This is a genomic window from Haloarcula sp. S1AR25-4, assembly GCF_031624555.1.
Classification (GTDB): Archaea; Halobacteriota; Halobacteria; order Halobacteriales; family Haloarculaceae; genus Haloarcula; species Haloarcula pellucida.
The window spans coordinates 617956-644355 of record NZ_JAMQOR010000002.1; the positions used below are offsets into that span (position 1 = coordinate 617956).

General features: G+C 63.9%; 24 protein-coding genes. 14 read left to right on the forward strand and 10 right to left on the reverse strand.

Annotated features, from left to right (window positions below; all coding sequences use genetic code 11):
* Window positions 1-66 precede the first annotated feature (66 nt).
* Window positions 67-543, forward strand: coding sequence for a hypothetical protein (locus NDI85_RS11840; RefSeq protein WP_310915875.1), 477 nt, complete (start codon window positions 67-69; stop codon window positions 541-543).
* Window positions 536-1027 carry a hypothetical protein gene (locus NDI85_RS11845; protein ID WP_310915876.1) on the forward strand — a complete coding sequence of 164 codons (492 nt, stop codon included), beginning with the start codon at window positions 536-538 and terminating at the stop codon, window positions 1025-1027. Before NDI85_RS11840 ends, NDI85_RS11845 begins: the two co-directional genes overlap by 8 nt.
* A 6-nt stretch (window positions 1028-1033) precedes the next feature.
* On the opposite strand, the gene aglM is transcribed toward NDI85_RS11845, so the two are convergent.
* A complete protein-coding gene (gene aglM / locus NDI85_RS11850; protein ID WP_310915877.1) occupies window positions 1034-2338 on the reverse strand; it encodes a UDP-glucose 6-dehydrogenase AglM in 1305 nt (434 codons plus the stop codon).
* Between the two features lie 162 nt (window positions 2339-2500).
* Between aglM and NDI85_RS11855 the strand changes: the two genes are divergently transcribed.
* From NDI85_RS11855 to NDI85_RS11870, 4 genes are read left to right on the forward strand one after another with little or no spacing between them, the layout of a single operon-like run.
* Complete coding sequence (locus NDI85_RS11855) at window positions 2501-3292, forward strand: DUF4129 domain-containing protein (RefSeq protein ID WP_310915878.1); 792 nt, start codon at window positions 2501-2503, stop codon at window positions 3290-3292.
* Entirely contained in the window at window positions 3289-3975 is a 687-nt protein-coding gene (locus NDI85_RS11860; RefSeq protein ID WP_310915879.1) for a hypothetical protein, read from the forward strand. Before NDI85_RS11855 ends, NDI85_RS11860 begins: the two co-directional genes overlap by 4 nt.
* Window positions 3972-5243, forward strand: coding sequence for a DUF58 domain-containing protein (locus NDI85_RS11865; RefSeq protein WP_310915880.1), 1272 nt, complete (start codon window positions 3972-3974; stop codon window positions 5241-5243). The genes NDI85_RS11860 and NDI85_RS11865 overlap by 4 nt, the downstream gene beginning before the upstream one ends.
* On the forward strand, window positions 5231-5932 hold the full coding sequence (locus NDI85_RS11870) for a hypothetical protein (protein ID WP_188996225.1): 702 nt from the start codon (window positions 5231-5233) through the stop codon (window positions 5930-5932). The genes NDI85_RS11865 and NDI85_RS11870 overlap by 13 nt, the downstream gene beginning before the upstream one ends.
* Here NDI85_RS11870 and NDI85_RS11875 read toward each other — a convergent pair.
* Window positions 5904-6878 carry a MoxR family ATPase gene (locus NDI85_RS11875; RefSeq protein ID WP_188996223.1) on the reverse strand — a complete coding sequence of 325 codons (975 nt, stop codon included), beginning with the start codon at window positions 6876-6878 and terminating at the stop codon, window positions 5904-5906. The two genes, NDI85_RS11870 and NDI85_RS11875, sit on opposite strands and share 29 nt — an antisense overlap.
* A gap of 315 nt (window positions 6879-7193) precedes the next feature.
* Between NDI85_RS11875 and NDI85_RS11880 the strand changes: the two genes are divergently transcribed.
* A complete protein-coding gene (locus NDI85_RS11880; protein WP_310915881.1) occupies window positions 7194-10943 on the forward strand; it encodes a glycoside hydrolase family 97 catalytic domain-containing protein in 3750 nt (1249 codons plus the stop codon).
* Between the two features lie 95 nt (window positions 10944-11038).
* Here the strand turns inward: NDI85_RS11880 and NDI85_RS11885 are convergent, their stop codons facing one another.
* Complete coding sequence (locus NDI85_RS11885; protein ID WP_310915882.1) at window positions 11039-12097, reverse strand: TrmB family transcriptional regulator sugar-binding domain-containing protein; 1059 nt, start codon at window positions 12095-12097, stop codon at window positions 11039-11041.
* A 95-nt stretch (window positions 12098-12192) separates the two neighbouring features.
* Window positions 12193-12369: a hypothetical protein gene (locus NDI85_RS11890; RefSeq protein ID WP_310915883.1), complete on the reverse strand. Its 177-nt coding sequence runs from the start codon at window positions 12367-12369 to the stop codon at window positions 12193-12195.
* 28 nt (window positions 12370-12397) lie between these two features.
* On the opposite strand from NDI85_RS11890, the gene NDI85_RS11895 reads away from it, so the two are divergent.
* Window positions 12398-13045, forward strand: coding sequence for a metal-dependent hydrolase (locus tag NDI85_RS11895; protein ID WP_310915884.1), 648 nt, complete (start codon window positions 12398-12400; stop codon window positions 13043-13045).
* 104 nt (window positions 13046-13149) lie between these two features.
* Window positions 13150-13842 (forward strand): hypothetical protein, encoded by a 693-nt coding sequence (locus NDI85_RS11900; RefSeq protein WP_310915885.1) that lies wholly within the window; start codon window positions 13150-13152, stop codon window positions 13840-13842.
* A gap of 113 nt (window positions 13843-13955) precedes the next feature.
* Here NDI85_RS11900 and NDI85_RS11905 read toward each other — a convergent pair whose 3' ends face one another.
* The 3 genes from NDI85_RS11905 to NDI85_RS11915 all read right to left on the reverse strand — a co-directional run bounded on the left by NDI85_RS11905 (window position 13956) and on the right by NDI85_RS11915 (window position 15498).
* On the reverse strand, window positions 13956-14834 hold the full coding sequence (locus NDI85_RS11905) for a universal stress protein (RefSeq protein ID WP_188996211.1): 879 nt from the start codon (window positions 14832-14834) through the stop codon (window positions 13956-13958).
* Between the two features lie 74 nt (window positions 14835-14908).
* Complete coding sequence (locus NDI85_RS11910) at window positions 14909-15076, reverse strand: hypothetical protein (protein ID WP_188996209.1); 168 nt, start codon at window positions 15074-15076, stop codon at window positions 14909-14911.
* Window positions 15076-15498, reverse strand: a complete 423-nt coding sequence (locus NDI85_RS11915; RefSeq protein WP_310915886.1) for a plastocyanin/azurin family copper-binding protein — start codon at window positions 15496-15498, stop codon at window positions 15076-15078. The genes NDI85_RS11910 and NDI85_RS11915 overlap by 1 nt, the downstream gene beginning before the upstream one ends.
* 593 nt (window positions 15499-16091) lie before the next feature.
* On the opposite strand from NDI85_RS11915, the gene NDI85_RS11920 reads away from it, so the two are divergent.
* The 4 genes from NDI85_RS11920 to NDI85_RS11935 all read left to right on the forward strand — a co-directional run bounded on the left by NDI85_RS11920 (window position 16092) and on the right by NDI85_RS11935 (window position 20823).
* Window positions 16092-17282: a hypothetical protein gene (locus NDI85_RS11920; protein ID WP_310915887.1), complete on the forward strand. Its 1191-nt coding sequence runs from the start codon at window positions 16092-16094 to the stop codon at window positions 17280-17282.
* A gap of 344 nt (window positions 17283-17626) precedes the next feature.
* The gene (locus NDI85_RS11925) at window positions 17627-18637 is read left to right on the forward strand and encodes a DUF1616 domain-containing protein (RefSeq protein ID WP_310915888.1); all 1011 of its coding nucleotides are present in this window, start codon (window positions 17627-17629) and stop codon (window positions 18635-18637) included.
* A 99-nt stretch (window positions 18638-18736) separates the two neighbouring features.
* Complete coding sequence (locus tag NDI85_RS11930) at window positions 18737-19951, forward strand: glycosyltransferase family 2 protein (protein WP_188996201.1); 1215 nt, start codon at window positions 18737-18739, stop codon at window positions 19949-19951.
* Entirely contained in the window at window positions 19948-20823 is an 876-nt protein-coding gene (locus NDI85_RS11935; protein ID WP_310915890.1) for a glycosyltransferase family A protein, read from the forward strand. Before NDI85_RS11930 ends, NDI85_RS11935 begins: the two co-directional genes overlap by 4 nt.
* 41 nt (window positions 20824-20864) lie before the next feature.
* On the opposite strand, the gene NDI85_RS11940 is transcribed toward NDI85_RS11935, so the two are convergent.
* Together NDI85_RS11940 and NDI85_RS11945 are read right to left on the reverse strand one after the other, a co-directional pair.
* Window positions 20865-22553: a hypothetical protein gene (locus tag NDI85_RS11940; protein ID WP_310915891.1), complete on the reverse strand. Its 1689-nt coding sequence runs from the start codon at window positions 22551-22553 to the stop codon at window positions 20865-20867.
* 49 nt (window positions 22554-22602) lie between these two features.
* Window positions 22603-24843 carry a hypothetical protein gene (locus NDI85_RS11945; protein ID WP_310915892.1) on the reverse strand — a complete coding sequence of 747 codons (2241 nt, stop codon included), beginning with the start codon at window positions 24841-24843 and terminating at the stop codon, window positions 22603-22605.
* Window positions 24844-25252: 409 nt separating this feature from the next.
* Here NDI85_RS11945 and NDI85_RS11950 point away from each other — a divergent pair, with 409 nt between their 5' ends.
* A complete protein-coding gene (locus NDI85_RS11950) occupies window positions 25253-26002 on the forward strand; it encodes a glycosyltransferase family 2 protein (protein ID WP_188996193.1) in 750 nt (249 codons plus the stop codon).
* A 5-nt stretch (window positions 26003-26007) separates the two neighbouring features.
* Here NDI85_RS11950 and NDI85_RS11955 read toward each other — a convergent pair whose 3' ends face one another.
* Entirely contained in the window at window positions 26008-26385 is a 378-nt protein-coding gene (locus NDI85_RS11955; protein WP_188996191.1) for a hypothetical protein, read from the reverse strand.
* Between the last annotated feature and the right edge of the window lie 15 nt (window positions 26386-26400).

Consider the following 26400-nt stretch of genomic DNA (forward strand, 5'->3'; position numbering starts at 1 on the left):
GCCGACGACCGGTCGCGCGTCGCTGGGACCGAAACCGACATAGCCCGACCGCGTAATCTGGGGTGTGTGTTGGTGTGGGAACGGGTCGTCGTCGCTCTGTTGCTTCTGAGTGTTCTGGGTGGACTGTTCGTCCACGCGGAGGTCACCGGCGAACGGCGGTGGCCGACTCCACAGGCAGACGACCTCGTGGCGGACTACGACCGCTACGTCGGATCGGAGACGTTCATGATAGGAACGGTCACTGCCGCCGACGGGGCGACGCTCACCGTCCGCTTCGACAGTCATCTGGGGCCAGTCTCGTTGACCGTCTCGGGTGTAGAGAAGTCACCACGACGGGGTGCGACCGTACAAGTCGCCGGAACGGTCGGCCCAGAACACACGTTCCGGGCCGACCGGGTCGTCGTGGTCAACAGTAGCTCCGACGCAAAACTGTACAAGTACGGGGCCTCACTCGTCGGCGTCGCCCTCTTTCTCGCCGCGTTCGTCCGATACTGGCGGCTCGATACGACTCGGTGGGTACTGGAGGCGAGACGCGATGGCTGACCTCCTCACCCACGTGCTGGTCCCGTTCGTTCTGCTGACCGTCGCCGGTTGGCGGGTCGACTGGCTGGACCGCCGCTGGACCGTCCTCTCGATGGGCGGCGCCGCGATACCGGACCTCGTGAAACTGAACCTCGTCCTCGACGCCTCGACGGTCGGTGAGAGGGTAGGTCTCCCGCTGACATACGCCCCGTTCTCGTCGCTGGGCGGCGTTCTTCTCGTCGCAGGGGTGATCACGCTCGCGTTCGAGCGCCGACACTGGCGGCGTGTCTACGGCCTACTGGTTGGCGGCGGTCTGAGCGCACTACTGCTCGACGGGATGCGCGTCTACGCCGACGGCCGCGCCTCCGCGTGGCTCTATCCGTTCACGTACTGGCGCCCACCGACACCGAGCCTCTACGTCTCGTCGGACCCCGCGGTACTCGTCGTGACGCTGGCCATCGCAGCTATCGTGTTCGTGGTAGACGAGCGCCGAACGAGGTCGTGACCGAGATCACCACGTCAATCCCTCGTACGTAATCCCGTCGCGTCGCTCGACAATCCGCCGACCATCGACCACAACGGAGTCGGCCATCGCGTCGAACTCGCCGTCCAGCGCCGCGAACTCGTCCCAGTCGGTCACGACCACCGCGCCCGAGGCCCCCTCCAGCGCCTCGCCGGCGGACGCGGCGTACTCGATGTCGGGATACCGCTCGCGCATGTTTTCGGTCGCCACCGGGTCGTAGGCGACGACATCGGCCCCGCGCTCTTGCAGGCCTTCGATGACCGGAACGGCACGCGTGTTCCGGATGTCGTCCGTGCCGGGCTTGAACGCCAGACCGAGCACGGCGACGCGCTTGCCGGCGACGTCGACGTGGTCGTCCAGTAGGGAGAGCAGGCGCTCGGGTTGGGTGTCGTTCACCTCGACGGCCGCCGAGAGCATGCCGGGGTCGTAGCCCTCCTCGCGGGCAGCCGATATAATTGCATTAGTGTCCTTTGGAAAGCAACTTCCCCCCCAGCCAACCCCACTCCGCAAGAACTGCTCTCCGATGCGGTCGTCGAGGCCGATAGCTTCGGCCACCTCGTAGGCGTCGACGCCGAACTCCTTGCAGACGTTCCCGATGTCGTTGATGAGGCTGACCTTGCTCGCGAGGAAGGTGTTGTTGGCGTACTTTATCATCTCGGCCTCGGCGATGCCCGTCTCGACGACGGGCACGTCGCCGTCGGCGGCCTCGCGAAGGGGTGCGTAGAGAGCGCGTAACTGCTCGAACGCGCGCTCGTCGTCGGCGCCGAAGACGAGTTTGTCGGGGTTTAGGAAGTCCGCGACGGCGGTCCCCTCGCGCTGGAACTCGGGGTTCGAGGCGACGAGGAAGTCCTCGCCGCGGGTCAGGCCCGCCTCGGCGATGCGCGGGGCCAGTCGCTCGTCGGTGGTCCGCGGGATGACCGTCGACTTCGTGACGACGAGGTGCGGGTCGTCGGCGTCGTCGGCGTCGGCGAGCGCCTCGCCGACGGAGGTGGCGCCGGTTTCCATGTACTGCAGGTCGATACTGCCGTCCTCGTTGGAAGGGGTCGGCAGCGCCAGCATCGTCAGGTCCGTCTCGCGGACGACGCCGTAGTCGGTGGTCGCACGCAGCCGGTCGCCGCCGTGTTCGGCGACGAGTTCGTCCAGTCCCGGTTCGTGGATGGGGGACTCGCCCGCGTTGACGGCGTCGACGATGGCCTCGTCTATGTCGATAGTCGTGACCTCGTGACCCAAATCGGCGAGACAGGCCGCGACGGTCGTCCCGACGTAGCCGCTCCCGACGATGCTGACGTTCATCGGGGAGGGGTTGGCAACCACCGCCCTTGAGAATTCGGGTCCTTCGGCGTCGGCGTTCGGCGCTCTCTTCGACCGCCGCCTCGCGGATAACCTCCCAATAACAACGCCGGGCGCTGACGCAGGACCGACCAGTCAGGCGGCCCAGTCGCCGCTCGGACACCAATGGATACTGAACGACTCGTGTCGGTCGGCGTCGCCTGTGTCGTCGTCGTCGCCATCGGCCTCTCGGCCGCGACGCTCGGTTCGTCGATGTCGACCGACCCATCGGACGCGATAGACCCGGATTACGACATGCTCCCCGTCGGTGACGACCGGGCCGGCCAGATAGAGGACGCCGCACAGGACCTCCACGACCGCTACACCGGCAACCCGGCGCCGACCGGTGAGCGGAGCGAACGCGCGAACCGGGACCCGGAGGGGGCCGATACGCGGTCCGCCAGCGAGTCGAACCCCGGCAGCTCGGAGTCGAACTCTGGCAGTTCGAACGACGGCAACGACCAGCAGAACGCCCCCAGCGAGGGAGAAGGCACCGGCGTCGTGCCGACCGAGTCGAACCTGCAAGCGCTCCTCTTCGCGCTCCTCGCGCTGGTGGCGCTCGCGGTGCTCGTAGGCATCGCGTACCGCTACCGCGAGGAAATTATCTCGCTGTTAGGAATGATGGTGGGAGCCAAAGCCCCGCCAGACGAGGGAACCGAGACGTTGCGACCAGCACCAGAAAACGACGTACAGCGAGCGTGGGTCGCCCTACTCCAGCGAGCAGGCATCACGCGGCCACGGACTCGAACGCCGCGAGACTGTGCCCGTGCCGCCGTCGAGACGGGGTTCGACGCCGAGGCGGTCCACCGACTCCGCCGGGCGTTCGAAGACGTCCAGTACGGCGGCGAGTCACCGTCCGGCGAGCGAGTGCGAGTCGCACGCGAATCGCTCCAGTCGCTGGGGGAGGACGACGAATGAGCGAGCGAGCGGTGACCGGCGTCCGGCGTCTCGGGTGGTATCTACTCGTGGTCGTCGGCGTCCTCGCGTTCGCGCTGGCGGTCGTGCCCGGCGGGTCGGGCATCCTCCCGACGGAGACGCTCATCGACCGAGTCGGCAACGAGTACTTCCTGCTCGGGATACTCGGCGGCGTCGGAGTCGGCGTCCTCGGCTGGATGGTCGTCCGCCGAGCGAGAGAGCACGTCACGCAAGCCGATCCGCCGGAACCGGAGACGGTGCGCGACGCGCCGCCGCCGGGCGAGGAGTTCGACCGGTTGGTCGAAGGGATCCCGACGCTCTCGGCCCGAGACGGCGGCGAGGACGCCGAACAGCTCCGTCAGCGGTTGCGGGACGCGGTCGTCGCGACGATGATGCGCGAGGAGGGGCTGAACCGTGAGCGTGCCAGCGAACGGGTCGAGACGGGGGCGTGGACCGACGACCCTGTCGCCGCGCGGTTCCTCGACGAGACGGCCAGGGGCCCCCCACTGAGCGAGCGCGCCCGGCTCGCGCTTCGCGGCGATTCGTGGGTCCAGCACGGCGCAAAAGCGACCGCACAGGCACTCACAGACCGAATCGAGACGGGCGAGGAGAGCAACGGTGGGGACGACGTCGGGAGCGAGACGAATCGGCTCGGCCGGCGAGACGACGGGAGCGACGAGGCATGACGACGGTCCGGACGACCGGCCGCTGGCGCGGCATCGTCGCCGTCGGCCTGTTCGCCGTCGCCGTCGGCGTCCTCGCCGACCGGCCCGCGGTCCTGTTGGTGGGGGTCGTCGGCGCTGGCTTCGCGGCGTACCCCCGGTTGCTCGGGCCGCCGTCGGTCGAACTCGACCTCGAACGCCGCCTCGACGACGGCCACCCCGCCCGTGGCGACCCGGTGACGGTGACGACGCGACTGACGAACACCGGCGACCGGCCACTGACGGACGTGCGCATCGTCGACGGCGTCCCGCCGATGCTCACCGTCGCGTCGGGCAGTCCGCGCCACGCGGCGGTGCTGCGCCCCGGCGAGACGACGGAGTACACCTACGCGGTCGAAGCCGAACACGGCCGCCACCAGTTCGACCCGGCAACGGTCGTCGTCCGGAACGTGACCGGTGCCCACGAGGTGGAGACGACGGTGGCGACGGGCACCGAAATCGACTGCGCCGAGTCCGTCCCGTCGCTCCCGGTGCGCCAGCGAACAAACGGCCACGCGGGCCGTCTGGTCACCGACGACGGCGGCAGCGGCATCGAGTTCCACGCCGTCCGCGAGTACCGACGGGGTGACCCGCTTGGCCGCATCGACTCGAAGCGGTGGGCGCGCACCGGCGAACTCACGACCATCGAATTCCGGGAGGAGCGGCGCACCTCGGTCCTCCTGCTGGTCGACGCCCGCGAACCGGCGTACCGCTCGCAACGCGAGGGGTCGCCCAACGCCGTCGCCCACAGCCTCGCCGCCGTCGAGCGCCTGCTCGCGACGCTCGACGACACCAACGACTTCGTCGGCGTGGCCGCGCTGGGCCGAGAGTTCTGCTGGGCCTCGCCCGGCGCCGGCCCGGACCACCACGCGGACCTCCGCCGACTGCTCGGAACCCATCCGGGCCTGTCGGCGACGCCCCCCGCGCCCGAGGAGGACGGCGACGTCGCTCGCCAGACGGAGATGCTCCGGAAACGGCTCGACGCCGACACGCAGGTACTCGTCTGCTCGCCGCTGACCGACGACGCCATCGTGCGGACCGTCCGGACCTTAGAGGCCGCCTCCCACGCCACGACGGTCCTGAGTCCGGACGTTACCGCCGACGGGACGGTCGGGGAACGGCTTGCACGGACCGAGCGCGAGAACCGGATGCACGCGCTCCGTGAGGCCGGCGTCCCGGTCGTCGACTGGACCCCGACGGACCCACTTGGAACGGTACTGCTCGGCGAGCACCGACGGCGGTGGTCTGCGTGACGGGCGTCGACCACCGGCCCACACCCGTCGCCAGCGCGCTCGCGGTGCTGCTTGCGGGCATCTCGACGGCGCTGCTCGCCCCCGGCCCCGAGCAGCGACTCGCCGTGTTCGGGACGGTTGCGGGCGTCGGCCTGGTCGTGTTCGGCGACCGGGACGACCTGACGGGGGAGTATCCCCGCCTCGTCGGCCGTCTCGTCGTCGCCGTCGGTGCGGTGGTCGTCGTCGCCGCCCTCGCCCACGCCCTGAGCGCGGTCGGCGAGTTCGGCGCACAGGCGGAACTGGTCCCCGGACTGGTCGGCGTCGTCTGCATCGGCCTCGGGACCCGCCCGCTCAGACAGCGCTTCGCCCGCCGGTTCGTCTCGGCGGGGCTGGCCGCCCTCGTACTCGGCGTCGTCCTCACCGGCGTCTTCGAGCGGGCGGACCCGCCCGCACTGCTCGCGGCGACGGCCGCCGCCGTCGTCGCGTGGGACCTCGCGGAACACGCCATCAGCCTCGGCGAGCAGTTGCGGGCCGACGCCCGCACCTACACCGTCGAACTCGTCCACGCCGGCGTGAGCGGCGGCTACGGGGCCGTGCTCGTCGTCGGTGCGATGGTCCTCTACGAGAACGGGGGGACCGGGGTGCCGCTGGGGGCGCTGGCCTTGCTCTTGGCCGCCGCCGTCACGTTGATGGCTGTTCTGTATAACTGACGGTCGGCACCTCGACCTCGTCCAGCAGGTCCGCCACGACGGCGCGTTTCTCGACGTCGTCGACGCGCGCGTCCGGCGTCAGGACGAGCCGATGGGAGAGCACTTCCGGCGCGATCCGAGCCACGTGGTCGGGCGTGACGTAGTCCCGCCCGCGGACGACGGCGAGCGCTCTGGCCGCCTCGAACAGCCGCTGAGTCGCTCGCGGGGAGACGCCCGTCTCGACGCGCTGTTCCTCACGGGTCGCCCGTGCCAGTCGGACGACGTACTTCCGGACCTCCTTCTCGACGTGGACTGCCTCGGGTGCCTGTCGGAGTTCCGCGGGTGCCATCGAGACGGCCTCCGTCACCGTCGGCGTCCGGTCGGTGCGGGCCGCCCGCCGGTCGATGATCTCCAGTTCGCCCGCCTCGTCGGGGTAGCCCAGACTCGTCTTGACGACGAAGCGGTCGACCTGCGCCTCAGGTAGCGGGAACGTGCCGTCCTGCTCGATGGGGTTCTGGGTCGCGATGACGAAGAACGGTTCCGGCAAGGCGTGGGTCTCGCCGTCGATGGTGACCTGCCCCTCCGCCATCGCCTCCAGCAGCGCGGCCTGGGTCTTCGGCGAGGCGCGGTTTATCTCGTCGGCGAGGACGACGTTGCCGAAGATGGGGCCCTCGCGGAACTCGAACTCGTGGGCCTTCTCGTTGAACACGTAGGTGCCGGTGACGTCCGCCGGCAGGAGGTCCGGCGTGAACTGGATGCGCGAGAATTGGAGTCCCAGCGCGTTGGCGAGCGACCGAGCGGTGAGCGTCTTGCCGGTCCCCGGCACGTCTTCCAGGAGGACGTGCCCCCGGGCGAGAAAGCCCGAGAGAACGGTTTCGAGCGTCTCTCGCTCGGTGATGACCGCGCCGGAGACGGTGTCGAGGACGGTTCCGCAGTGGTCGGCGACGGCGTCAGTGTCCGTACTCATCGGACAGTGACAGATGGATTGCGGGCTTAGTTATCCTCGTCCTACCGGGGGCGGCGAGTCGACGGGTCGTCCGCTCTGGGTCGTCCCACAAGCGCTGGGACATCGAGACCGTCGGCGGGAACGAGTATCACGCCTCCCCAGCACACAGCGGTGCCGACCGCGGAGAGCCCCCTCGACCAGCGACGACGCCGGCGGGATGCGTCGCTGTCAGCCACCGGACGCCGAGCGGACCTTGAACTTGCAGGCAGTTTTCCAGCGTGTGTAATAGTTTTACAGAAATACTTATTACCCAATTGTTCATTAATTGCGGTGGACATGAACTATAAATCGGGTACAACTGGATTGGATCGTCGGGATTTCCTCGGTGGGCTAACCGGCGTGTTGGCCGCCGCGGCGTACACGCTGGACGTTCCGGAGACGGTCGCTGGACAGCTCGCCAACGACGAGGACGACGACACGCAGACGGTCGCCTCGCCGGACGGGCGTATCGAAGTGACAGTCGACGTATCGAGTGGCGTACCGACGTACTCGGTAGCCTTCGAGGGAGAGACGTACGTCGACTCGTCGGCGCTCGGCTTCGACTTCCAGAACCAGCAGTCGTTTGGCACCGCAGCGGACGGGACGACGGGACCCGCCCTCACCGTCACCGGAAGCGAGAGCGGCACCGAGACGGAGAACTGGGACCCCATCTGGGACCAGTACGAGAGCGTCACGGCAGACTACAACGTCCTGCGGGTGGGCCTCGCCGAGACGGCCGGGCCGAGCCGCTCGGCGACCCTCGAATTTCGGGTGTTCGACGACGGTCTGGGGTTCCGGATCGCGTTGGGCGAGGCGTTCGCCAGCAACAGCGACAGTGCGGTCGTCACGTCGGAGAACACGCAGTTCAACTTCGCGGGGGACTACACGGCGTGGTGGATCAAAAACGAGTTCGTCAATCCGCGCTTCGAACAGGAGTACGAGGAGACCGCCCTCAGCGACGTCGAGGCCGGAACCCGAACCATCCGCCCCAACGGGAACGCGATCCGAAACGGCGTGCACACGCCGCTTACGGTCAAGGCTTCCGACGACGCCTATCTGAGCGTCCACGAGGCGGACCTGACCGACTACGCGACGATGTCGCTCGCGCCTCGATCCGACAGCGGCGGCACCGACTTCGCCGCCGAACTCGCGCCGCTCCCCGACGGGACCAAGGTGTCGACGGCGGCGCCGACCGTGACGCCGTGGCGGACGATACAGATAGGCACCACTCCGGGTGACCTCGTGGAATCCTCGATGATTCCGCTCCTCAACGACGACCTCGACGAGTCGGTACTGCCGACAGTCGACGGAGAACCGGATACGAGTTGGATAACGCCGAAGAAGTACATCGGCATCTGGTGGACGATGATCGCCGGCAACGCCAACTGGTGGTACAAGTCGGACGCCGAGATAGCGCACAACGGGGACGACCCGGCCGGGTACATCCACGGCGCCCGCACCGAGCGGATGAAGCGGTACATGCGCTTTGCCAGCGAGAACGGCATCGACAGCGTCCTCGTCGAAGGCTGGAACGTCGGCTGGGAGAGCTACATGTCCGGGCCGGGGACGTCGATGGACTTCGGCCAGTCCTCGCCCGACTTCAGCCTGACTGCCGTCACGGACTACGGGCAGTCGCTGTCACCGAGCGTCGAGATGACCGCGCACAACGAGACCGCCGGGAACGTGGACAACTACGAGGAGCAGATTCTAACCGACGACATCTTCCAGTTCTACGAGGACAACGATATTCGGAGCATCAAGAACGGATACGTCTCGGACCCGGGTCTGGTTCACGAGAGTAGCGACGGATCGCCGACGATCAACCACCACTGCCAGATTGCGGTCAATCACCACGAACTGGTCGCCCGCGAGGCGGCGGGGAACCGCCAACTACTCGAACGACACGAAGCCGACAAGCCGACGGGCAAGCGCCGAACGTACCCCAATCTGGCGGCCACGGAGACCGTAAAGGCACAGGAGTTCGACGGCTTCGAGGCCCTCGCCTCCAACCTCGGGGCCGCCCACCACGTCGAGTTACCGTTCACCCGGATGCTGGCAGGCCCGACGAGCTTCCAGCCCGGCATCTTCGACGTGACGTTCAACGACGACACCGGCGGGCAGATTCAGACGACGCGAGCGAAGCAACTCGCCATGTACCCGACGTACAACGCCGGGATGCAGATGGCCGCCGACCGTATCGAGGCCTACATCAATCCCGAACTGGGCGTCGGCGAACTCGTCCAAGCGGCGGCCGGAGACCTCGGTGGGTTCGTCACCGCCGACAACTGGCGCGACGCCTTTGGCACCAACTACGTCGCTGTCGACCCGAACCGAGTGCCGTCCGGGTCGTCGGTGTCGTGGACGGTCACGGACGTTCCGGCGGACGGGACGTACGACCTCCATCTGCGCTACGCCAGCGACGGCGAAACGAACGCGAACCGCGTCCTCGACGCCGGACACGCACAGGCGACGCTCCGAGTGAACGACTCGACGGCGACGCTCGAACTGCCGCTGACGGAGCACTGGGACGACTGGCAGGTGTTCACCACCTCGGTCGAACTCACCGAGGGCGATAACACCGTCGCCGTCGAACTCGACTACGACGACTCCGGCGGGGAGTTCACCGGCGACGTCGGCGGGTTCAACCTCAACACGGTCGCCGTCACCGAGCAGGGTGCGGCGTCACCCGTTCCGAGCGACTACGCCGGCTACACGCCCGAAAACGAGAACTTCGAGACCGAACCCGAATTCGCCTTCCTCGAAGCCGTCCCTGCTGGCGGCTGGGACGACACGACGGTCATCGACGCCGAAATCGGCGACTACACCGTCACGGCACGCGAGTCAGGGGACGAGTGGTTCGTCGGCACGATGACCGGCGACCGCGGGCGGGCACTCGATGTGCCGTTGCAGTTTCTCACACCGGGCTGTGGGAGCGGACAGGCGAACGAGCGCAGCGCCTCTGCGGACGGCTCGAACGCCGTATTCGGGCCGAAGTACGTCGCGGAGATCTACAGCGACGGCATCGACGCGGGCGTCGACGAGGACCCCACGGACGTTCGCATCGACGAGGCGATCGTCGACCCGAGTACGACCGTGCTGGCGTCGGTCGTGCCAAGCGGCGGTCAGGCAATCCGACTGCGGAAGGCCAGCGGCCGGGAGGAGACCGAACTCCCCGAGTACGAACGACCGGAGCAGCGGTACGAGTCCCTCGCTCTGCCCGACGCGGCCGACGTGAGTTTCCCGTTCGAGGTCGAGATAACCGGGTCACACACCGGCCAGTTCATCGGGGGCGAAGAGTTGAACGTCTACGCCAACGGCGAACGGGTAGCCACCGTCCTCGTCCGCTTTTCCTCGACACGGGAGACGGACAGTTTCAGCCTCACCTTCGACCAACCCGGTGAGTACGAGATCACCGTCGGACAGTCTCCCGACGATGCACTCCCGGCACAGACCATCACCGTCCGGGACCCGTACGCCGCCACCCTTCCCGAGCGGTATTCGACGTTCGCGTCCGCGCCCGCGGAGTTCGGTCGCAGCGACGACCGGATCCTCATCAACGCCGCCGGCGAGGACGTCGAGAGCTACGCCGACGAATACGGGACCGTCTACGTAGACGACGGACTCGGTGAGAGCGGCACCGTCACGGCGGCGGTTCTCGACCAGGAACAGACCAACCCGTTCGCCAAGTCGGGTATCATGGTGCGAAACGACATCACTGGCGCCGGCGAGTCGCCCGGATACCTGTTGGTAGCGACGGCACCGCGTCTGGGACCGTTCATGCACGTCGACGCCGACGGTGACGGCCTCGTCGACAGCTTCATCGGAGCGGAAGTGCCCTACAGCTTCCCGACTCACCTCCGACTCGAAAAGGACGGAACGACGTTTACTGGGTTTGCGAGCACCGACGGCGGTTCGACGTTCACCGAAATCGGGACCGTCGACCTCTCCACTGCGGCCGAGAGACAAGACGCGGGGATGTTCGTCACCTCACACAACGAGGGGACAAAGAGCAGAGTCGCGTTCGGCGACTTCGAAATCACGGAGTGAGGCGAGCGACTGCCACTCGCCTGCCCCGTCGTCTCGGGTAACCCGACCCGCCTGACGCGCGGACGCGCCGCGACCGTTCCCGAGCGAGGGTCGTCTCACCCGCCGGTGTCGAGCGTTATCTCCAGTGCCTCGTACTCCTCGATAATCGCGCTGATGCCGCCGACAGAAACGACCTCCCCCTCATAAGCGACGCTGATGCCGTTCTCGATGGGAAAGCGGTTGGTGAACGGCTCGATTAACCCCTGTCGAATCTCGACGACGGGGACGTCCTCCATCTCGACCACCTCGTCGGACGTCGTACGCTGTGCCCGAATCGTCGCTGTCAGGTCGTGGCCCGCCTGTTCGTGGAGCGTCGCGTGGACGATCGCGTTCCTGAGTTGTGGGTACGACTGCGGTAGCTCGTCCGGTTCACAGCGGAACGTTTCTTCTGCGATCCGCCAGTAGTTGCTGATGTACGTGCTAAAGAGGTTGCCGGCGACGGCGGACCGCGTAAGCGAGACAGCGGCCCCGTCGGCCGTCTCGTCTACGAGTAGTTTCGGTTCGTCGTGGACGACGGTCGTGTTGTCGACTGTCAAGAGTGGGCGCGGTTCGTAGGGCCACGACCGCGCGAGACTCGCGTGACTGGAAAGGGCCTCACTGTCCGTGGAGTCCAGCCCCGGTTCCGTCAGGAGGACGAGAACGAGCACGTCCCGGTCGACAGCGGCGGCCAACTCCGCTTGGAACCGCTCGAACGCCGTCGCGGGCAGACAGATGAACACCTCCTCTTTGGCCTCGCTGATGAACTTTCGCCAGCGCTTTCGGATCGTCTGTCTCGACTGTATCAGTTCGACTTCGAGGGCAGAGAGATTCTGGGTAGCTAGCTGCGTGGCGATGTCCTGTTCGAGTTCTTCGAGTTGGGTGGTGATGCCCGTGATGGCGTTCTCGGCCTCCCGTGCGCGCACGATAGAGGGCCTGACGTGGTCGTTGAGGACGACCAACCCTCGCTCGTCCAGTTTCTCACACAGTTCGTAGACGTACCGCTGAGAGACGTCGGAGTCGTCGACGATGTGACTCACTTTGGCCTCGCCGTGTTCGAGAATCGTGAGATACACGTCGATCTCCTTCGACGAGAGGCCGAGAAGACGGAGATTGTCCCGTAGCCGCTGTTTCGTCATAGCTCCTTGTCTACCCCGGGGAGTTTAAAAGATCATCGCCAACTTGCGTGTGACGTATCGCTCTGTACGTCCACCACGCACCATGGTCGTTCGTTTCAGCGCCTGCGCGCTCGATACGTCACGGACCCCGACGGCGTCTCCTTCGGCCGCGTCGCCGGGTTTCCGTCGACCAGTTCGGGACCCCAGTTCTGTTCGTCGGTGGGCACCGGCGTCGACAGTGTGGCCCGCGAGTCCGGGCCGACGCGGTGGGTCGAGACCACCGATAGGTTCAACGGATTCTGTCCCCTAGGACACGCCACAATGATGCTCCCGACGCACGCGCTGGCGGGCATGCTCCTCGGTCTGGCGGCCGGGTACGCCGTCCCGGAGTTCGCCGGCGTGGCCCTCGTCGCGGGCTTGCTCGGCGGAATTCTCCCCGACCTCGATATGTACGTCGGCCACCGTCGAACGCTCCACTATCCGGTGTACTACGCCGCCCTCGCTTCCGGAACGTTCGTCCTCGCATCACTGCTCCCGTCGGCCCTGACCGTCGGCGCGGCCGTCTTGCTCCTCGGCGCGGCGACTCACAGCGTCGCCGACGTCTTCGGCGGCGGCCTCGAACTGCGGCCGTGGGAGGCGACGTCCGACCGCGCGGTGTACGACCACTACAACAGCCGGTGGCTCGAACCCCGTCGCTGGGTCCGCTACGACGGGTCGCCGGGCGACCTCCTGCTCTCGACGGCGCTTTCGGTCCCGCTCTTCTGGAGCGTCGAGGGCGTACTGGAGGGCGTCGTCGCCGCTAGCTTGGGCGTGGCGGTCGTCTACACTGCGCTCCGGCGCGTCTTGCCGACCATCGCCGACGCGATACTCGGCAGCGTCCTCCCGGCACTTCCCCGGCGCGTACGCAGTCGAGTCCCGGAGCGGTACCTGCGGTCGCACTCGGCCGCCGAACAGACGACATCGAGGTAGGCCACACGTGGGCCCCTACGTCGGCGGGAGTGCGACCATCGTCCCGACGGACCAAAGAGTCATGCCGGCCGGGTGACGAACTCCGGTAGCAGCGGTTCGTACCGATGGTAGGGGAATCGAACGGAGTACTGGCTGTCCTCCTCGGCGTGCTCACGCTCTTGCTCGTCGTCGCCGTTCACCGCCGGAACGGCGCCGCGATAGTGAACGCGCTGGTGTCGCTCGTCCTCGCTCTGTGCTCGGTCTTCGTCGCCGGCGGCTTCCAGTCGCCGTGGCTCGCCGTCGACACGCCGGCGCTGCCGGTGTGGGTCACCGTCGCCGGCCTCCTGCACTCGGTGGGGATGCTCGGCCCCTACGAGTCCGTCTGGTGGTGGGACCACCTCACTCACACCGTCTCTGCCGCGCTCGTCGCCGCGCTACTGTACGCCGGCCTCGTCGTCGCCGTGGCCACCGACGCGGCGCTGACGCTCTCGCCGCTCGCCATCGCCGTCACGACCGTCGTCTACACGTTCCTCCTCGGCGTCTTCTGGGAACTGGGGGAACTGGTCGCGCGGGCCGTCGGCAAGCGCTACGGTATCGAGCCAGTACTCGTCCACTACGGCTGGCGAGACACGGCCTTCGACCTCGCCTTCGACCTCGTGGGTGCTCTCGTCGTGGTCGCACTGGACGTGCGCGTGTTCGTCGCTCTGGCCGACCGCTTCCCCGACGCGACGCAGGCGTTGCTCGCCTGGACCGGCGGCGTCGTCACCGTCGGGTCGGTGGTGATGGCGCTGGGCCTCTACGTCGAGGCGAACGGGTGACGCCGTCGGGCGGTATCCCGCGCTCGCCGACGCCGATAGTGAGGGCAAAGACGCGCCGAACGTCGACGCGAGCGAGACGGGCGTCGCCGAAACGGCGATTCCCGCGGTCGAAATCACGAGAGTCGGCGAGCGAGCCACGAACGGGGCCCCTGCGAGTGAGTGGCGACGATGACGGTCGTCTCGGCGCGTTGGCCGACCGTGCGAGCGGTCGACCCGACGACGACCCGGCGGAGTCGCCCGCGGCCGCCGCCACCGACGACGGTTACGTCCCGTTCCTCCGCGGCCGAGACCAGCGTCTCGGTGACGTCCTCGCCTTCCACTACGTTCGTCGTCGTGGCCACGTCGCCGACGGCGGACGCTGCCTCCGCAACGAGCGTCTCGGCCTCCTCGCGCGTCTCGTCGGCGGCGTCCGGTGCCACCACTCTGAGCACGTCGACGCGGGCGTCGTTCGCGCGGGCGATGGCACGGCTCACGCCCGCCGCGAGGGTCGTGTGCGCCCCGGGGCCGGCGGGGAGGAGAACCGTCTCGACGCCGTCCGCGGTCGGGCCGATCTTCTCGACGAGGACGTCACAGGGGGCCGAGGCCACGACGTCGTCGACGATGTGTCCCATCAGGATGTCGCTGTGCCGGCGGGCGTGCCAGCCCATCAGTATCGCGTCGGCGTCGCAGTCCGTCGCCGCCGTGAGGATGCCGCTGGCGACGCTGTCCGCGACGGCGAGTCGCCCGTCCACGTCGATGCCGGTCCCCTCGGCCGCGTCGATGGCACGGTCGAGTAGCTCGCGGCGATCGCCGCTGAACTCCGCCTTGATGACCTCGTCGCGGAACACCCAGAACGGCGACGACCGGGACTCGCCGACCACGCTGACGACGAAGACGTCACCGTCGCGGTCACGGGCGACGTCGAGGGCCGTCCGCATCAACTGCCCGACGTGATCGGGGTCAGCCACTGAGACGACGACCCGATAGTCTGTCGTCCCTGTGTCGGTCGCCATTGTTCATTGTTAGCACTCTACTGACAAAAGTATTCACTCGCAGCCGCCTGTCGGTGGAGTGACACGCGCCGATGTCAGTAGCCCCCGCCGTCGTCGTCCGGTATCGGCGTCGGCGTGGGTGTCTCCGTCGCCGTCGACGTGGTCGGCCGGTGACCCGCCATCGTCGCCCCCTGTCCGGAACACCCCGCGACCAGCGGCACCGTCACGAGGGCACCGCGTGTCAGAAACGTCCGTCGGTCCATCAGTACCCACCCCCGACGTCGCCACCGCCGCTACCGAGTGGTTGCTCGATGGTCGCCTCGCCGACGCCGACTTTCATGCTCATCCCGGAAAGGTCCGAACTGCCGTGGAACCGACAGTACACGTCGTAGACACCGTCACTATCGAACGTGTGCGTCGCCGTCTCGCCACCCGGCACCTCCACGTCCACCACCCAGTTGTCCGACGCACTGGTGACGGTGTGGGCGTCGCCGTCCTCGTTCGCCCACGTGACCGTCGCGCCCGCCCCGACGTGGACGTTTCGCGGGTCGAACTGACTGTTAACCATCGCGACGTCCGTGGTCGCTTCAACCGATGTCCCGCCACCGCCGCCGGCACAACCAGCGAGTATCCCGGCCACCGCGCCGCCAGTCAATTGGAGCACTGTCCGCCTGTCTGGAGCCATCGTGCTACCTCCGAGTGTGTTGTTCGATCCACAACAGGAAGTAGGTGTGGTACGGGTCGGGTGGCTCACACCGGACCCGAGGATACTGTCCGTCGGCGACCGAAAGCAACGCGAGCGTCCACTCGATACACCGTCGGCGTCCACGCCACTCGCTCGTCCCTGTGGGGCCGCGGAGTGAGTCAGGGCGGCCCGTCTGCGTCGGACACTCTGTGCGACGAGATGCCACACCGCCGTTCGGCCGCCTGAACGGTTGTGACGTTCCGGCCCGTCTGCTCACACTCGCTATCCCGCTGATCCGCTATCACCCAGACGATACCGTCTCGTCGGGGACGTGATTGGTACGTTCCGTATACCGCTATCAGTGAGCGATGACGACGCCGACCTGAGCGGGTATAGCCGAGGAGAGGACGGACAGCCCTATCGAACCGAATCAGGTAGCAACCGATCACACAGCCGCTATCGGTCAGTCCGGGAATGTAGCAGATAGACTGTTGGTTCCATCACCGGCCCTGCTCAAACCCCGAGCGTTTCACGCCAGTCAGTTCGTACCCTGCGCCGGTTATCTCGATGCGACGTGCCAAAATCGAGGGGTCGTGACAGGTTACATAACGAATTACAATACTCACAGGTTTGTGACGTACGGTGTTCACCTCGAGGTGTTACAATGCAATGAATCGACGAAGATGCGGGGTTGGCTTCCCGATACGGCGGTTTGCCAGATATCCCACTATCCGGGCCATGAAATGACCATCGAAGAGACTGATACCGACAACGTCGATCTCGAGCGGCGTGTCGAAAAACTAGAGAGAGAAAACCGGGAGATGCGCCAGACGCTCCAGAAGATGCTGGTAAATCGGCGTGATGTTCTGAAACTGGGACTTGGCGCCGCTGCTGGCGCTGTCGGCCTATCAGTCACCGGCGGCAGTGTGACCGGAAGACACGACGAAACCGGAGAAGTCTGTCAGGACTCGGGCTCAGTTGAAACGACTGGTAGAGCTGTCGACACAGAGCCGAGTGACACGGACGGGACAGCGTCGGACACCCTATCCGCACAATCTGGTAGTACAGAGGTTCTCGAGACAACTAGTATTAGCGATTCCGTGGCGGACGCAGTCGGTCAGGGGAACACTAACTACTACGGACTACTCCAGAGTTACGACTTCGACGCGTCCGAAACGCGGAAAATCTATGGAATCCACTCGCAGTTGGATGCGTCCGCCAAAGACACTAACGATGGCGATTTAACCGCTATTTACTGTGCAGCGAGGACGAGCGATCAGGACGTGTGGGCGTTGAACCCACTCGTCGAGATTACGGACGACGGGGACGGCTACAGCGGTGCCAATAGCTACGCGATAGAGGCCGACGTAAACACCGACGTCGACGGGATTGGGCGCGGCCTGCTGTTGAGCGGAGTCGGGCGAGGCGAAGCCGATGTGGCAGTCCGTGTGGAACGCATGGAAGGTGTCTGGCAAAGCGCTATCGAGACGAAAGACGTGCGGAACTACCACGTGAAAGCGATGGACGCGGACGACAATCTCGTCTTTGGCGTCCAATCGTCTGGCAACGTGGATCTGTCCGATGGGGATATCTTCAACGTCAACACTCTGAAAGGTTCTATCTCGGAAGATCTCGATATAAACATCGGTGGACAAGTCCGGCTCACCATACAGAGCGACGGTGGATTCGGGTTTTTCAACGATTCCGGGACAAAGATAGCCGATATGGATTCGAGTGGAAATCTCACGCTGGCCGGTGGGCTGACCGAGAACAGTACACACTAACGGTCACGAGACGTCCGATAGCCACCGAGAAGACGTTGTTCCTGTCTTGTGTGGACATCCCCACGGAGTCCTCGAACCGTATCCGACGATCATCTGGCCTCGAACGACCAGTAGCCATCCAATCGAGTTGCTACGCCACTCGAGTACAGAGACCCCTGCGCTGGTTGCGTGCGGGGACGACAGAAGCGGGCGTCGGCGACGTCGAGCGCCGTCGTTCTCCGACCGGCGGAGTGAGAGTCCCCGGCAGACAACTGCTGTTGTGGCACTCCGAAGACCGGACAGCAGACCGGCAGCCTGTCCCGAGATTCGAGGGTATTTTGTCACAGAGCGCGTTGTTCCCGTAGATGCCCGACAGAGACGGGTCGTGGAGCGAGGGGTGGCCATCGCCCCGCGTTGCAACGGATATACAGCTAGTGATAGGTGCCGTAGGGCTCCTCTGGCTGGTGACGCTGGGCCCGGGAGTCGCGTCGACGCCACTTCGGTTCGTCGTCGCGGGTCTCATCACGCTGTTCGTTCCCGGCTACGCGCTCCTCGCAGCACTGTTTCCGGGAAGCGGCACGGACGACGAGAGGACTGTCTCGGCAACTGTCGGGAGCGGCGAACTGTCCGGGAACGGCGTCGACGGCTTCGAGCGGGTGGTGCTCGCCGTCGGCGCGTCGATAGCGCTCGTCTCGCTGACTGGGGTGGCGCTGAACGTCACACCGTGGGGACTGAGACTGATCCCGGTGCTCGCCGCACTGACACTCGTTACGCTCCCGTCTGTGCTCGTCGCTGCTGTGCGGCGACGGCGACTGTCCCCCGACGTTCGGTACGAGCCCGAAATCGTGGCGACCGTTCACAGCAGTCTCAGAGCGGTCACGAACCCGAACGACCGAGTCGACGGACTACTCACCGTTGTGCTGTTGCTGAGCGTCTGTCTGGCCGTGGGTACGGTCGCATACACCACGTCGACCCCGACGGACAGAGCGGAGTTCTCGGAACTGTATCTGTTGACCGAAACCGAGGACGGCGAACTCGTCGCCGGAGGCTACCCGGAGACGTTGCAGACCGGTTCCCAACAACCGATCGTCGTGGGTATCGGGAACTACGAGGACGACCCGACGAACTACACCGTCGTCGCTGAACTCCAGCGAGTCAGACCGGACGGGAACCGGTCGGTCGTCACCGAGCGACAGGTCCTCGACCGGTTCTCGCGCCGCGTGGCAGCGAGCGAGAGCGAGCAGTTCCGGCGGACGCTCGCAGCGCCACGGGTACGGGGCGAGCGACTCCGAGTACAGTTCCGACTGTATCGCGGCGACGCACAGTCGCCGTATCAGACGGCACGGCTCTGGGTGTCCGTCCCAGACGGGGCGTAGCCACAGAGGCGCGAACCCGGTTCGAAGAAGAACAAGACTCTTACCAGATAGCGTACAGTGTACGTACAACCCCGTTTGACGGGACCTAATCGCCCCGCTATGTCACTCGACGCTGAACCTCCGCAGACGGCACCCGAGACGCCGGCGCGGTCGACGGCCGACATCGTCGGACCCGACTCCGACGCCGTGCCGACGGTGAGTGTCGTGTTGCCGACGATGAACGAAGAGGAAGGGATCGCCGAATGTATCGAGCGGATACGGAACGCGCTGGCGGCGCTCGACCTGACCGGCGAGATCATCATCAGCGACGCCTCGGACGACCGGACGCCGGACATCGCACGGGAGATGGGTGCGACGGTGGTCGAACCGGACGAGCCGGGATACGGATACGCATATCGATACGCGTTCGAGTACGCTCGTGGCGACTATCTGGTGATGGGGGACGCAGATACGACCTACGACTTCGAGGAACTGCCGAAGTTGCTCTCGCTCGTCCGTGATGAAGGTGCGGACATCGCCATGGGGAGCCGACTCGACGGCGAAATCAGACCGGGTGCGATGCCAGCGCTGCACCAGTACGTCGGAAACCCGCTGTTGACGAAGTTCCTGAACGTGTTTTACGACGCTGGCGTCTCCGACGCACACTCCGGCTTCCGAGTGTTCACCCGCGATGCCCTACAGCAGTTGGAGTTGACCACCGACGGGATGGAGTTCGCCAGCGAGATGATAATGGACGCCGGCGCGAAGGGACTGGACATCAGGGAGGTCCCGATTACGTACCACCCGCGCGAGGGAGACGCGAAACTTGACAGTTTCAGGGACGGCTGGCGACACGTGAAGTTCATGCTCGAGAACGCACCCGGCTATCTCTTCTCTGTCCCGGGGATGGTGATGGGCGGTGTGGGACTCGCGGTGCTGGTACTCGGCTTTCTGAACCTCTCTATCTCCGGCCAACCGATCGGTATTCACTCGATGATCGCCGGGAGTCTGCTGTCGATACTCGGGTTTCAGGTCGGTAGCTTCGGGTTGCTCAGCGACATCGCGACGGACCCGATCCGTCGACCGTCCGACCCGCTGACCACCTACATCCGCGACTCGTTCACGCTCGAACGGGGGCTGGTCACCGGGTCCACCGTCTTCGCAGTCGGTGCGCTGACCGCGAGCTACCTGATTTACAACTGGGTGGCGAGTGACTTCACCAGACTCCCGTCGATACGGATGGACGTACTGGCGTTTACCACCATCGTCCTCGGCATTCAGATCGTGTTCAGTTCGTTCTTCATGAGCATCACCAGCAGACCCGCCGATAGATGAGTTCGGCCGACGTCAGTGTCCTCCTCTTGACGAAAAACGGGCTCCCGGACGTGCGCCGAGTGTTCGAGCGGGTTCGGGCACAGTCGACGGACCGAGACGTGGAAATCGTGGTCGTCGATTCGGGGTCGACCGACGGGACGACCAGCGTCGCCGAGACGTACGCCGACGTGTTCGTAGAAATCCCACCCGAGGACTTCCACCACGGCCGGACCCGGAACCTGGCTGCCGAACAGGCGAGCGGTGACGTGCTGGTGTACCTGACACAGGACGCGGTGCCCGCAGACGACGAGTGGTTAGCACGACTCACCGCGCCGCTCGCTGACCCGGATGTCGGCATCGCGTACGGACGGCAAGTCGCGAAAGACGGGGCGAAACCGATGGAGCAGTTCTTCTACTCGTATTTTTACCCCGAGGAGGAGCGGACGCTCGACCACACCGCGACGCGTGACGAACGACGCTTCTATCTGGAGCACATCTACATCTCCGACGTGTGTGCCGCGATGGAACGGGGCGTCTGGAAGTCGGTTCGCTTCGAGGACGACGTGGCGATGTCTGAGGACAAGGACTTCGCGCTCCGGGCGCTTAGAGCGGGCCACGGAATCGTGTACGAACCGAGCGCAGTCGTCCGTCACTCACACGATTACTCCCTCCGCTCGCTGTTCGTCAGACGGTTCAAAGACGGCGCGGCCTTCGCACGAATCGCGTCGACTGGCGACGACACGTTTCTCAGCGACGGAATCGACTATCTACTGGCCGAACTCCGGTTCCTCGTCGACGAAGGGTACGCGGCGTGGCTCCCGTACGCCCTGCTCTACGACGCGATATACTACGTCGCGTTCCAGTTCGGCAAGGCAGTCGGGCGATTGTCGTAACGTTCGATACCATCACGACCGCACGGAGTTCAGCGGCGCGATCAGGTGTAGACGACCGCCGAGTCGGTCGTGTAGATGACACTCTCGTTCCGGAACGTCCCGTTGGTGTCCGCGGGGTCGAAGTGCACCCATCCGGAGGGGGTCGGTCCGAAGTAGAGTCGGTCGTTGCGCGGATACTCCAAGACGACGTACGTCCCCGTCGCGTTCACACCGGATTTGATAGTCTCCGGACGCGTCTCGACGAGGGTCTGGCCGAGCGGTGACACGACTTCCCGGACGTTCGCGTCGCCGACGACCCGACCTCGTGTCCCGTATTCGTCGACGAACTCCGCCGTCGCGTACAGTTGCGGGGAGAACTCCTGTTCGGCCTCACCTGTCGCGTAGTTCGGCGTCCCGACACCGAGGTCGTAGGCCGGGACCATCAGCACGCCGAAGACGAGCAGACAGGCGAATACGACCCGTCGGAGGCCCGTCTCTGCCGGTCTGTTCCGGAGGACGGCGACCACGCCGAGCCAGCCACAGACGACGACCCAAACCGTGAGCGGCCGACGGAACTCGAGCATCCCAGCCAGCCATCCGAGCAGTCCGAGTGCAGCCGCGAGACCGCCGAACGCGACGCTCGTCAGAAGAAACGGCGAGACAGACTCATCGCGTCGGAGCGTCGTCCCGAGCGCAAACACCGAGAGCGATCCGAGTACCCCCGCGTACCCCCACGGCACGAGGAAGTTCTGCGTGTGGTACGCCGCATTATCGAGGAACTTCGCTACCGGACCGCCGTCGGAGACGGCACCGGTAGAGCCGTCCGGTGATGGACTGCCGGATTGGTTAGGGTTCGAATCCGGGGCCCCGGAAGCCGGGACGACGAGACCGACGATTTTCCCGAGGAACCGTCGCCCGGACTCGAACTGGGCCAGTACGGCCACGAGAACGCCGCCGCTCCCGAGGGCACCGGCGACGTATCGCAGCGGCGTCGCCGAATCGGCCTCGGTGAACTGCGAGAGCGACCACGTCACAGCGGCGTAGCTTCCGAGAAAGAGCATCGCGTACAGCGTCGTCAGGTGGTGCGTGAACGCCAGTACGAGCAGTCCGAGACCGGTGAGCAATTGCATCCGGGTCGAGGACGGACGACGTGAGAGAAACAGCGTCGAGACGACGAACGTCACGAGGACCAGCCCCATCGACGGCCGGCGGAACGACGTGTAAAAATACAGGAGCGGGGTCCAGCAGAGCAACGGCACGAGCGCGGTACTCGGCCGCGCCGTCACGGTCCGGGCCGCGACGACGACGAGCGCGAGCGTCGTCCAGACGAAGACGACGGGGAGGAGTTGCGTGACCAGGACTCGGCCCTCGACGCCGGGGACGACAGGGAGCCCAGTGACACGCGCGAGTACCGCTGTGAGGAAGTGGAGCCCCGGCGTGGCCTGAAACCCCCACGCGTCGTGGACCGCCGGCGGAATCGGCCACCCGTGTTCGAGCACGTTCTTCGTGATGACAGCCTCGCCGTGTGCGTCCCGTCCAGAGAGCCACCCCCAGTTGTCGACCTGAAAGACGAGCGGGAGAACGCCCGCGGCGACGTACGTAGCAATCGGCGACCGGAACCGGACAGCGGCGGCGAGAAACGCCACGGTGCCGACTGCGAGGAGCGCGAGGGATTCGAGCCGACTCCCCCACAGCAAGACGACACCGGCAAGCAGTGAGAGGATAGCGGCTACCTTCGTGTCGCGTTCCATCCGTTAGCGCCGTCTTCCCGTGCAGAACAAATAGCCGTTGGGTTCGGGACTAGTCCGCGACCCGAGCGTCGCTGGTGTCGTTCTGTGCGGACAGCGACGACGAGTTCACTGGATAGATTGTGACATTTTTATAAGCCATATACTCTGTTGATGAAGTCTGGTCATTTGCTACCGCACCGAGTTTAATGACATCAACCTCTCCCTCTACTTCAGGGAAGTATGCGTAGTAAGTACTGTTTCCAGTCCCATGGTATGTATTTGCGTAGGGATAGTACTCATCTGACCAGCCCACAGCAACACGTGTAGATGATTCTTCGTGGTAATGCACCGCGACGTGTGGAGTCACATTTGCTGAACGATTGACGGCGAACCGGACCAATACCCCCTCAGAACCGGCCCGTACCTGATTTTGTAGCACCCGAGTCGCAAACGCTTCGTTTCGGGAGGGGCTTGCGTACCACTTGAGTGCAAGATCGCCATCTGCTCTGTAAGTGAAGTGTCTAACCGGTCCTAATTGTTCGAACTGCCATTCATTACGATTATCTAATGATAGTGACCGACCATTTTCGTCCTCAGAGAGAGTTTTCTGATCAATTCGATAAATTGTAACACTCTCGTCTTCATAGACTTGTTCTCCAAAGTACTCATATTTTGAGATGGGGAGTTCTGCACCGTTCCCGGGGCCACCCCAAAGTTTTTGATGGGCTACCCATCCCTCAAAAATCCCATTTGTCCGATGTGCTTCGTCAACGAAAATGTAATCCACGTTGTAGCTGGAGAGAAGTCGAGCTGTTTCGGTATAATTTGAGCTCCAGATCATTTTCGCTGCGTCCGCATCACGCTGTGGGTTCGGATTTGTTGTGCCGTAGTGCCCCGTAACCGTAGTCACATTTGATTCAGCCAATGCCCAGGTACTATCTGGAACGCCAGCAAGTACAGTGTCGCTTCCATTTGCATGAGTTTTAAGATATTCATAACCACCCTGGTTTGGTGTGCCAGCAGAGTCTGGCCAAGGAGTATTTGTGTTAGTTATCTTTTGATCAATCCCTGACGAGTACCCAGAACCAACCAACAGACCGGACGAGATGACAGATAGAATTATTACTGCTGTAATGGCAACTTCCTGAAAACGCACTTGTCTTTTTTCACGTGTTGGTATTAGTTCAATAATACCACCGGCGACGAAGCCAATTCCAATAGCTGCTGTGAATACAAGGAACACGTAGTATCTCCAGACAGGACCTTTCCAAATGTTGAAATTGTAACCCCAGAACCACACCGCTGAAAAGCCAGTAAGAACAATAATGCAAAGAGCAGCAAGGTCATGTTTTGGTCGGAATGAAATGTACTGGTCTTCAAATAAAGCAGGGTAAAATCTCATCGAAATGCCAATAAATAACGATATTAGCCCAGCGGCAAATACCGGGAGATAGGTCATTGTGAGATGAGGAACAATTCCTGAAGTTCCGATAGCCATCTCTTTAGTCATGTTCGCAAGTGGAGAGTCCATGAAATGAAGACCATAGGTGGTCAGGGTATCGTACCACCACTCTGCTGATATCAAGAAATACAGTGCAACACCAGGGGCTGTAGTCATGGATAGACGAATAATAAGTCTCAAACGCTGGTCGAAACGGGTCCCCAGGCCTTCGGAACCCAACATCGGATAAGAAATTATGAACACAGCGGCAACCACTGTCCACGTGTAGACCATCAACTGAGCAGCCAAAAGGTGGCTGTGGAATACTAATGCCGTTCCGAGTCCCATTATCAGACCACTCCGAACTCGACGCTGAGTGAGGTGGTTAACGAACGAGATGGTCGCTAAAAAGAACAAAGGAGTCGCAATAATGAAACTTACCTGATCGGGCATTGTCGAAGGGTAGACGCCAATAGAGCCGGCGATAAGAGCGCCATAAACATTGGTATATTGATAGACGAAGTATGCCAGAGCCACGGGAGTTAGGGCCCAGACGAGCAACTGGACTACGGGATATAATTCCTTTATCGGAATGCCAGTTAGTACCGAGAGGTAGGCCGGGATGCTTTCGAAAATCGTAGGATAATTCATCAGAATACCGCCGCGCCAGTTCGGATCATAGAACGTGTGCTGGGGGAACTTCCGGATCAATAATTGGCTGATCCGCATGTGATACCCAACGTCGTTCCACTGCATCAGTCCCATACTGGTGGGATACCGTGCGATGATTCCAGCAATATATAAAAATCCGAGCGCTGCAATCAGTCGCCAGTTTTGATCGCTAGTAGCTTCTCGAACTCGTTCAATCACAATTCTTCTCTATGTGGTTTGTTATAAAACTCAAACGGTCTGTGTGTGTTTTCATTCGTGCGTAATCTCCAATATTCCCATTATCGCTCACCCGCTTGCGCCAGATGTTTACAGCCCAGTATTTAGGTCGTAAAGTCGCCCAACCCGTGCTAGTCGGCCTCGTGAGACTCCTGTTGGGTCTGCCACCCACGTGACTCGGTCCCGACGAGAACCAACAGACATAGCGGTTCCTTTCCAGTCGGAAAGGAAATCCATTGTGATTCACGCCAGAAGATGTGTGACGTTCCCAATCAGATATCGGAGTCGGAATCTCCGGGCGGTAGGAAGCGCTTACTTGGGGTCTTGGTTCGTCTTCTCACCGACGAGACAGATAGTTAGGGTTTTACTAATGTAGCGTTTTAGTGTGCCTATGCATACTGTCGCTGTCATGCCGGTCTACAACGGCGCCGAGACGGTTCGAGACGTCGTCGACCGGGTGCCGTGGGACACCGTCGACGAACTGTACATGGTCGACGACGGCAGCACCGACGATAGCTGGGACGTGCTGACGACGCTCGAATCGGAATACGACGAGATTCGTGCCTTCCAGCACGACGAGAACAAGGGCTACGGAGGCGGACAGAAGACGCTGTACGACGAAGTGCTCGACCGAGGCGGCGATATCGCCGTCATGATCCACCAGGACGAACACTACGCCCCCGAGGAGATACCGGAGGTCGTCGAACCCATCGAGAACGAGGACGACACCGAAATCGTCTTCGCACCCCGGTACGGGATGCTCTCGGGCGGCTATCCGCTCCATCGGTATCTCGGGAACCGAATCCTGACGACGTTCCAGAACGTCACGCTCGGGACGGACCTCTACGAGTTCCACACCGGGTTCCGAGCGTACTCCGCGGCGGCCCTCGAAGAGATCGACTACCACAACTGCACCGACCAGTTCCACTTCGATACGGACGTCGTCGGCGAGATTCAGCGCGCCGGGCTCTACGACAACCTCAAAGAGGTCCCGACCGACTGCTACTACGACGACAACGCGAGCGCGAACCCGTGGATCTTCTCGTATACCCTGAACTGTGCAAAGAGCGTCGTGAACTACCGGTTCGGGCCCGACTCGCCCCAGAGTTCGCAGGCCCCGGTCTCGACGTCCGACGACTGACTCGCTCAGGAGTTCGTGACGATTATCACGATCGAGACGAGCGAAAGCCCGAACCCGAAGAGTAACATCGGATTATAATCGGTCCCGAACAGGACCACGTCGCCGATTGCGGTAAACAGCGCCCAGAGCAGCAGTGCGACCGCAGTGACGATGCCGACTTCGAGTTCGCTCAACGGCGCGAACAGGAGCAAGCGACCGACGAAGGCCGCGCCGATGGAGAAGAGGACCAGCGGCATCAGGAAGAATTCGACGAGGAAGTCTATCTGTGTCAGTTTAGCCAGAGAGAGGTCGCCGATATCGTTAGTGATGACCTTCATCGTGATATTTCCGGCCGCACCGAACAGACTCGACAGGGCAACGAGTGCCCACAGAGTGGGTCGCATATCGGGTCATTCGCG

Bases quoted from the DNA above. Each gene is read 5' to 3' on its own strand.
- NDI85_RS11845 (WP_310915876.1), top strand. From the start codon at position 536: ATGGCTGACCTCCTCACCCACGTGCTGGTCCCGTTCGTTCTGCTGACC.
- aglM (WP_310915877.1), bottom strand. From the start codon at position 2,338: ATGAACGTCAGCATCGTCGGGAGCGGCTACGTCGGGACGACCGTCGCG.
- NDI85_RS11855 (WP_310915878.1), top strand. From the start codon at position 2,501: ATGGATACTGAACGACTCGTGTCGGTCGGCGTCGCCTGTGTCGTCGTC.
- NDI85_RS11860 (WP_310915879.1), top strand. From the start codon at position 3,289: ATGAGCGAGCGAGCGGTGACCGGCGTCCGGCGTCTCGGGTGGTATCTA.
- NDI85_RS11865 (WP_310915880.1), top strand. From the start codon at position 3,972: ATGACGACGGTCCGGACGACCGGCCGCTGGCGCGGCATCGTCGCCGTC.
- NDI85_RS11875 (WP_188996223.1), bottom strand. From the start codon at position 6,878: ATGAGTACGGACACTGACGCCGTCGCCGACCACTGCGGAACCGTCCTC.
- NDI85_RS11880 (WP_310915881.1), top strand. From the start codon at position 7,194: ATGAACTATAAATCGGGTACAACTGGATTGGATCGTCGGGATTTCCTC.
- NDI85_RS11885 (WP_310915882.1), bottom strand. From the start codon at position 12,097: ATGACGAAACAGCGGCTACGGGACAATCTCCGTCTTCTCGGCCTCTCG.
- NDI85_RS11895 (WP_310915884.1), top strand. From the start codon at position 12,398: ATGATGCTCCCGACGCACGCGCTGGCGGGCATGCTCCTCGGTCTGGCG.
- NDI85_RS11900 (WP_310915885.1), top strand. From the start codon at position 13,150: ATGGTAGGGGAATCGAACGGAGTACTGGCTGTCCTCCTCGGCGTGCTC.
- NDI85_RS11905 (WP_188996211.1), bottom strand. From the start codon at position 14,834: ATGGCGACCGACACAGGGACGACAGACTATCGGGTCGTCGTCTCAGTG.
- NDI85_RS11910 (WP_188996209.1), bottom strand. From the start codon at position 15,076: ATGGACCGACGGACGTTTCTGACACGCGGTGCCCTCGTGACGGTGCCG.
- NDI85_RS11915 (WP_310915886.1), bottom strand. From the start codon at position 15,498: ATGGCTCCAGACAGGCGGACAGTGCTCCAATTGACTGGCGGCGCGGTG.
- NDI85_RS11925 (WP_310915888.1), top strand. From the start codon at position 17,627: ATGCCCGACAGAGACGGGTCGTGGAGCGAGGGGTGGCCATCGCCCCGC.
- NDI85_RS11930 (WP_188996201.1), top strand. From the start codon at position 18,737: ATGTCACTCGACGCTGAACCTCCGCAGACGGCACCCGAGACGCCGGCG.
- NDI85_RS11935 (WP_310915890.1), top strand. From the start codon at position 19,948: ATGAGTTCGGCCGACGTCAGTGTCCTCCTCTTGACGAAAAACGGGCTC.
- NDI85_RS11940 (WP_310915891.1), bottom strand. From the start codon at position 22,553: ATGGAACGCGACACGAAGGTAGCCGCTATCCTCTCACTGCTTGCCGGT.
- NDI85_RS11950 (WP_188996193.1), top strand. From the start codon at position 25,253: ATGCATACTGTCGCTGTCATGCCGGTCTACAACGGCGCCGAGACGGTT.
- NDI85_RS11955 (WP_188996191.1), bottom strand. From the start codon at position 26,385: ATGCGACCCACTCTGTGGGCACTCGTTGCCCTGTCGAGTCTGTTCGGT.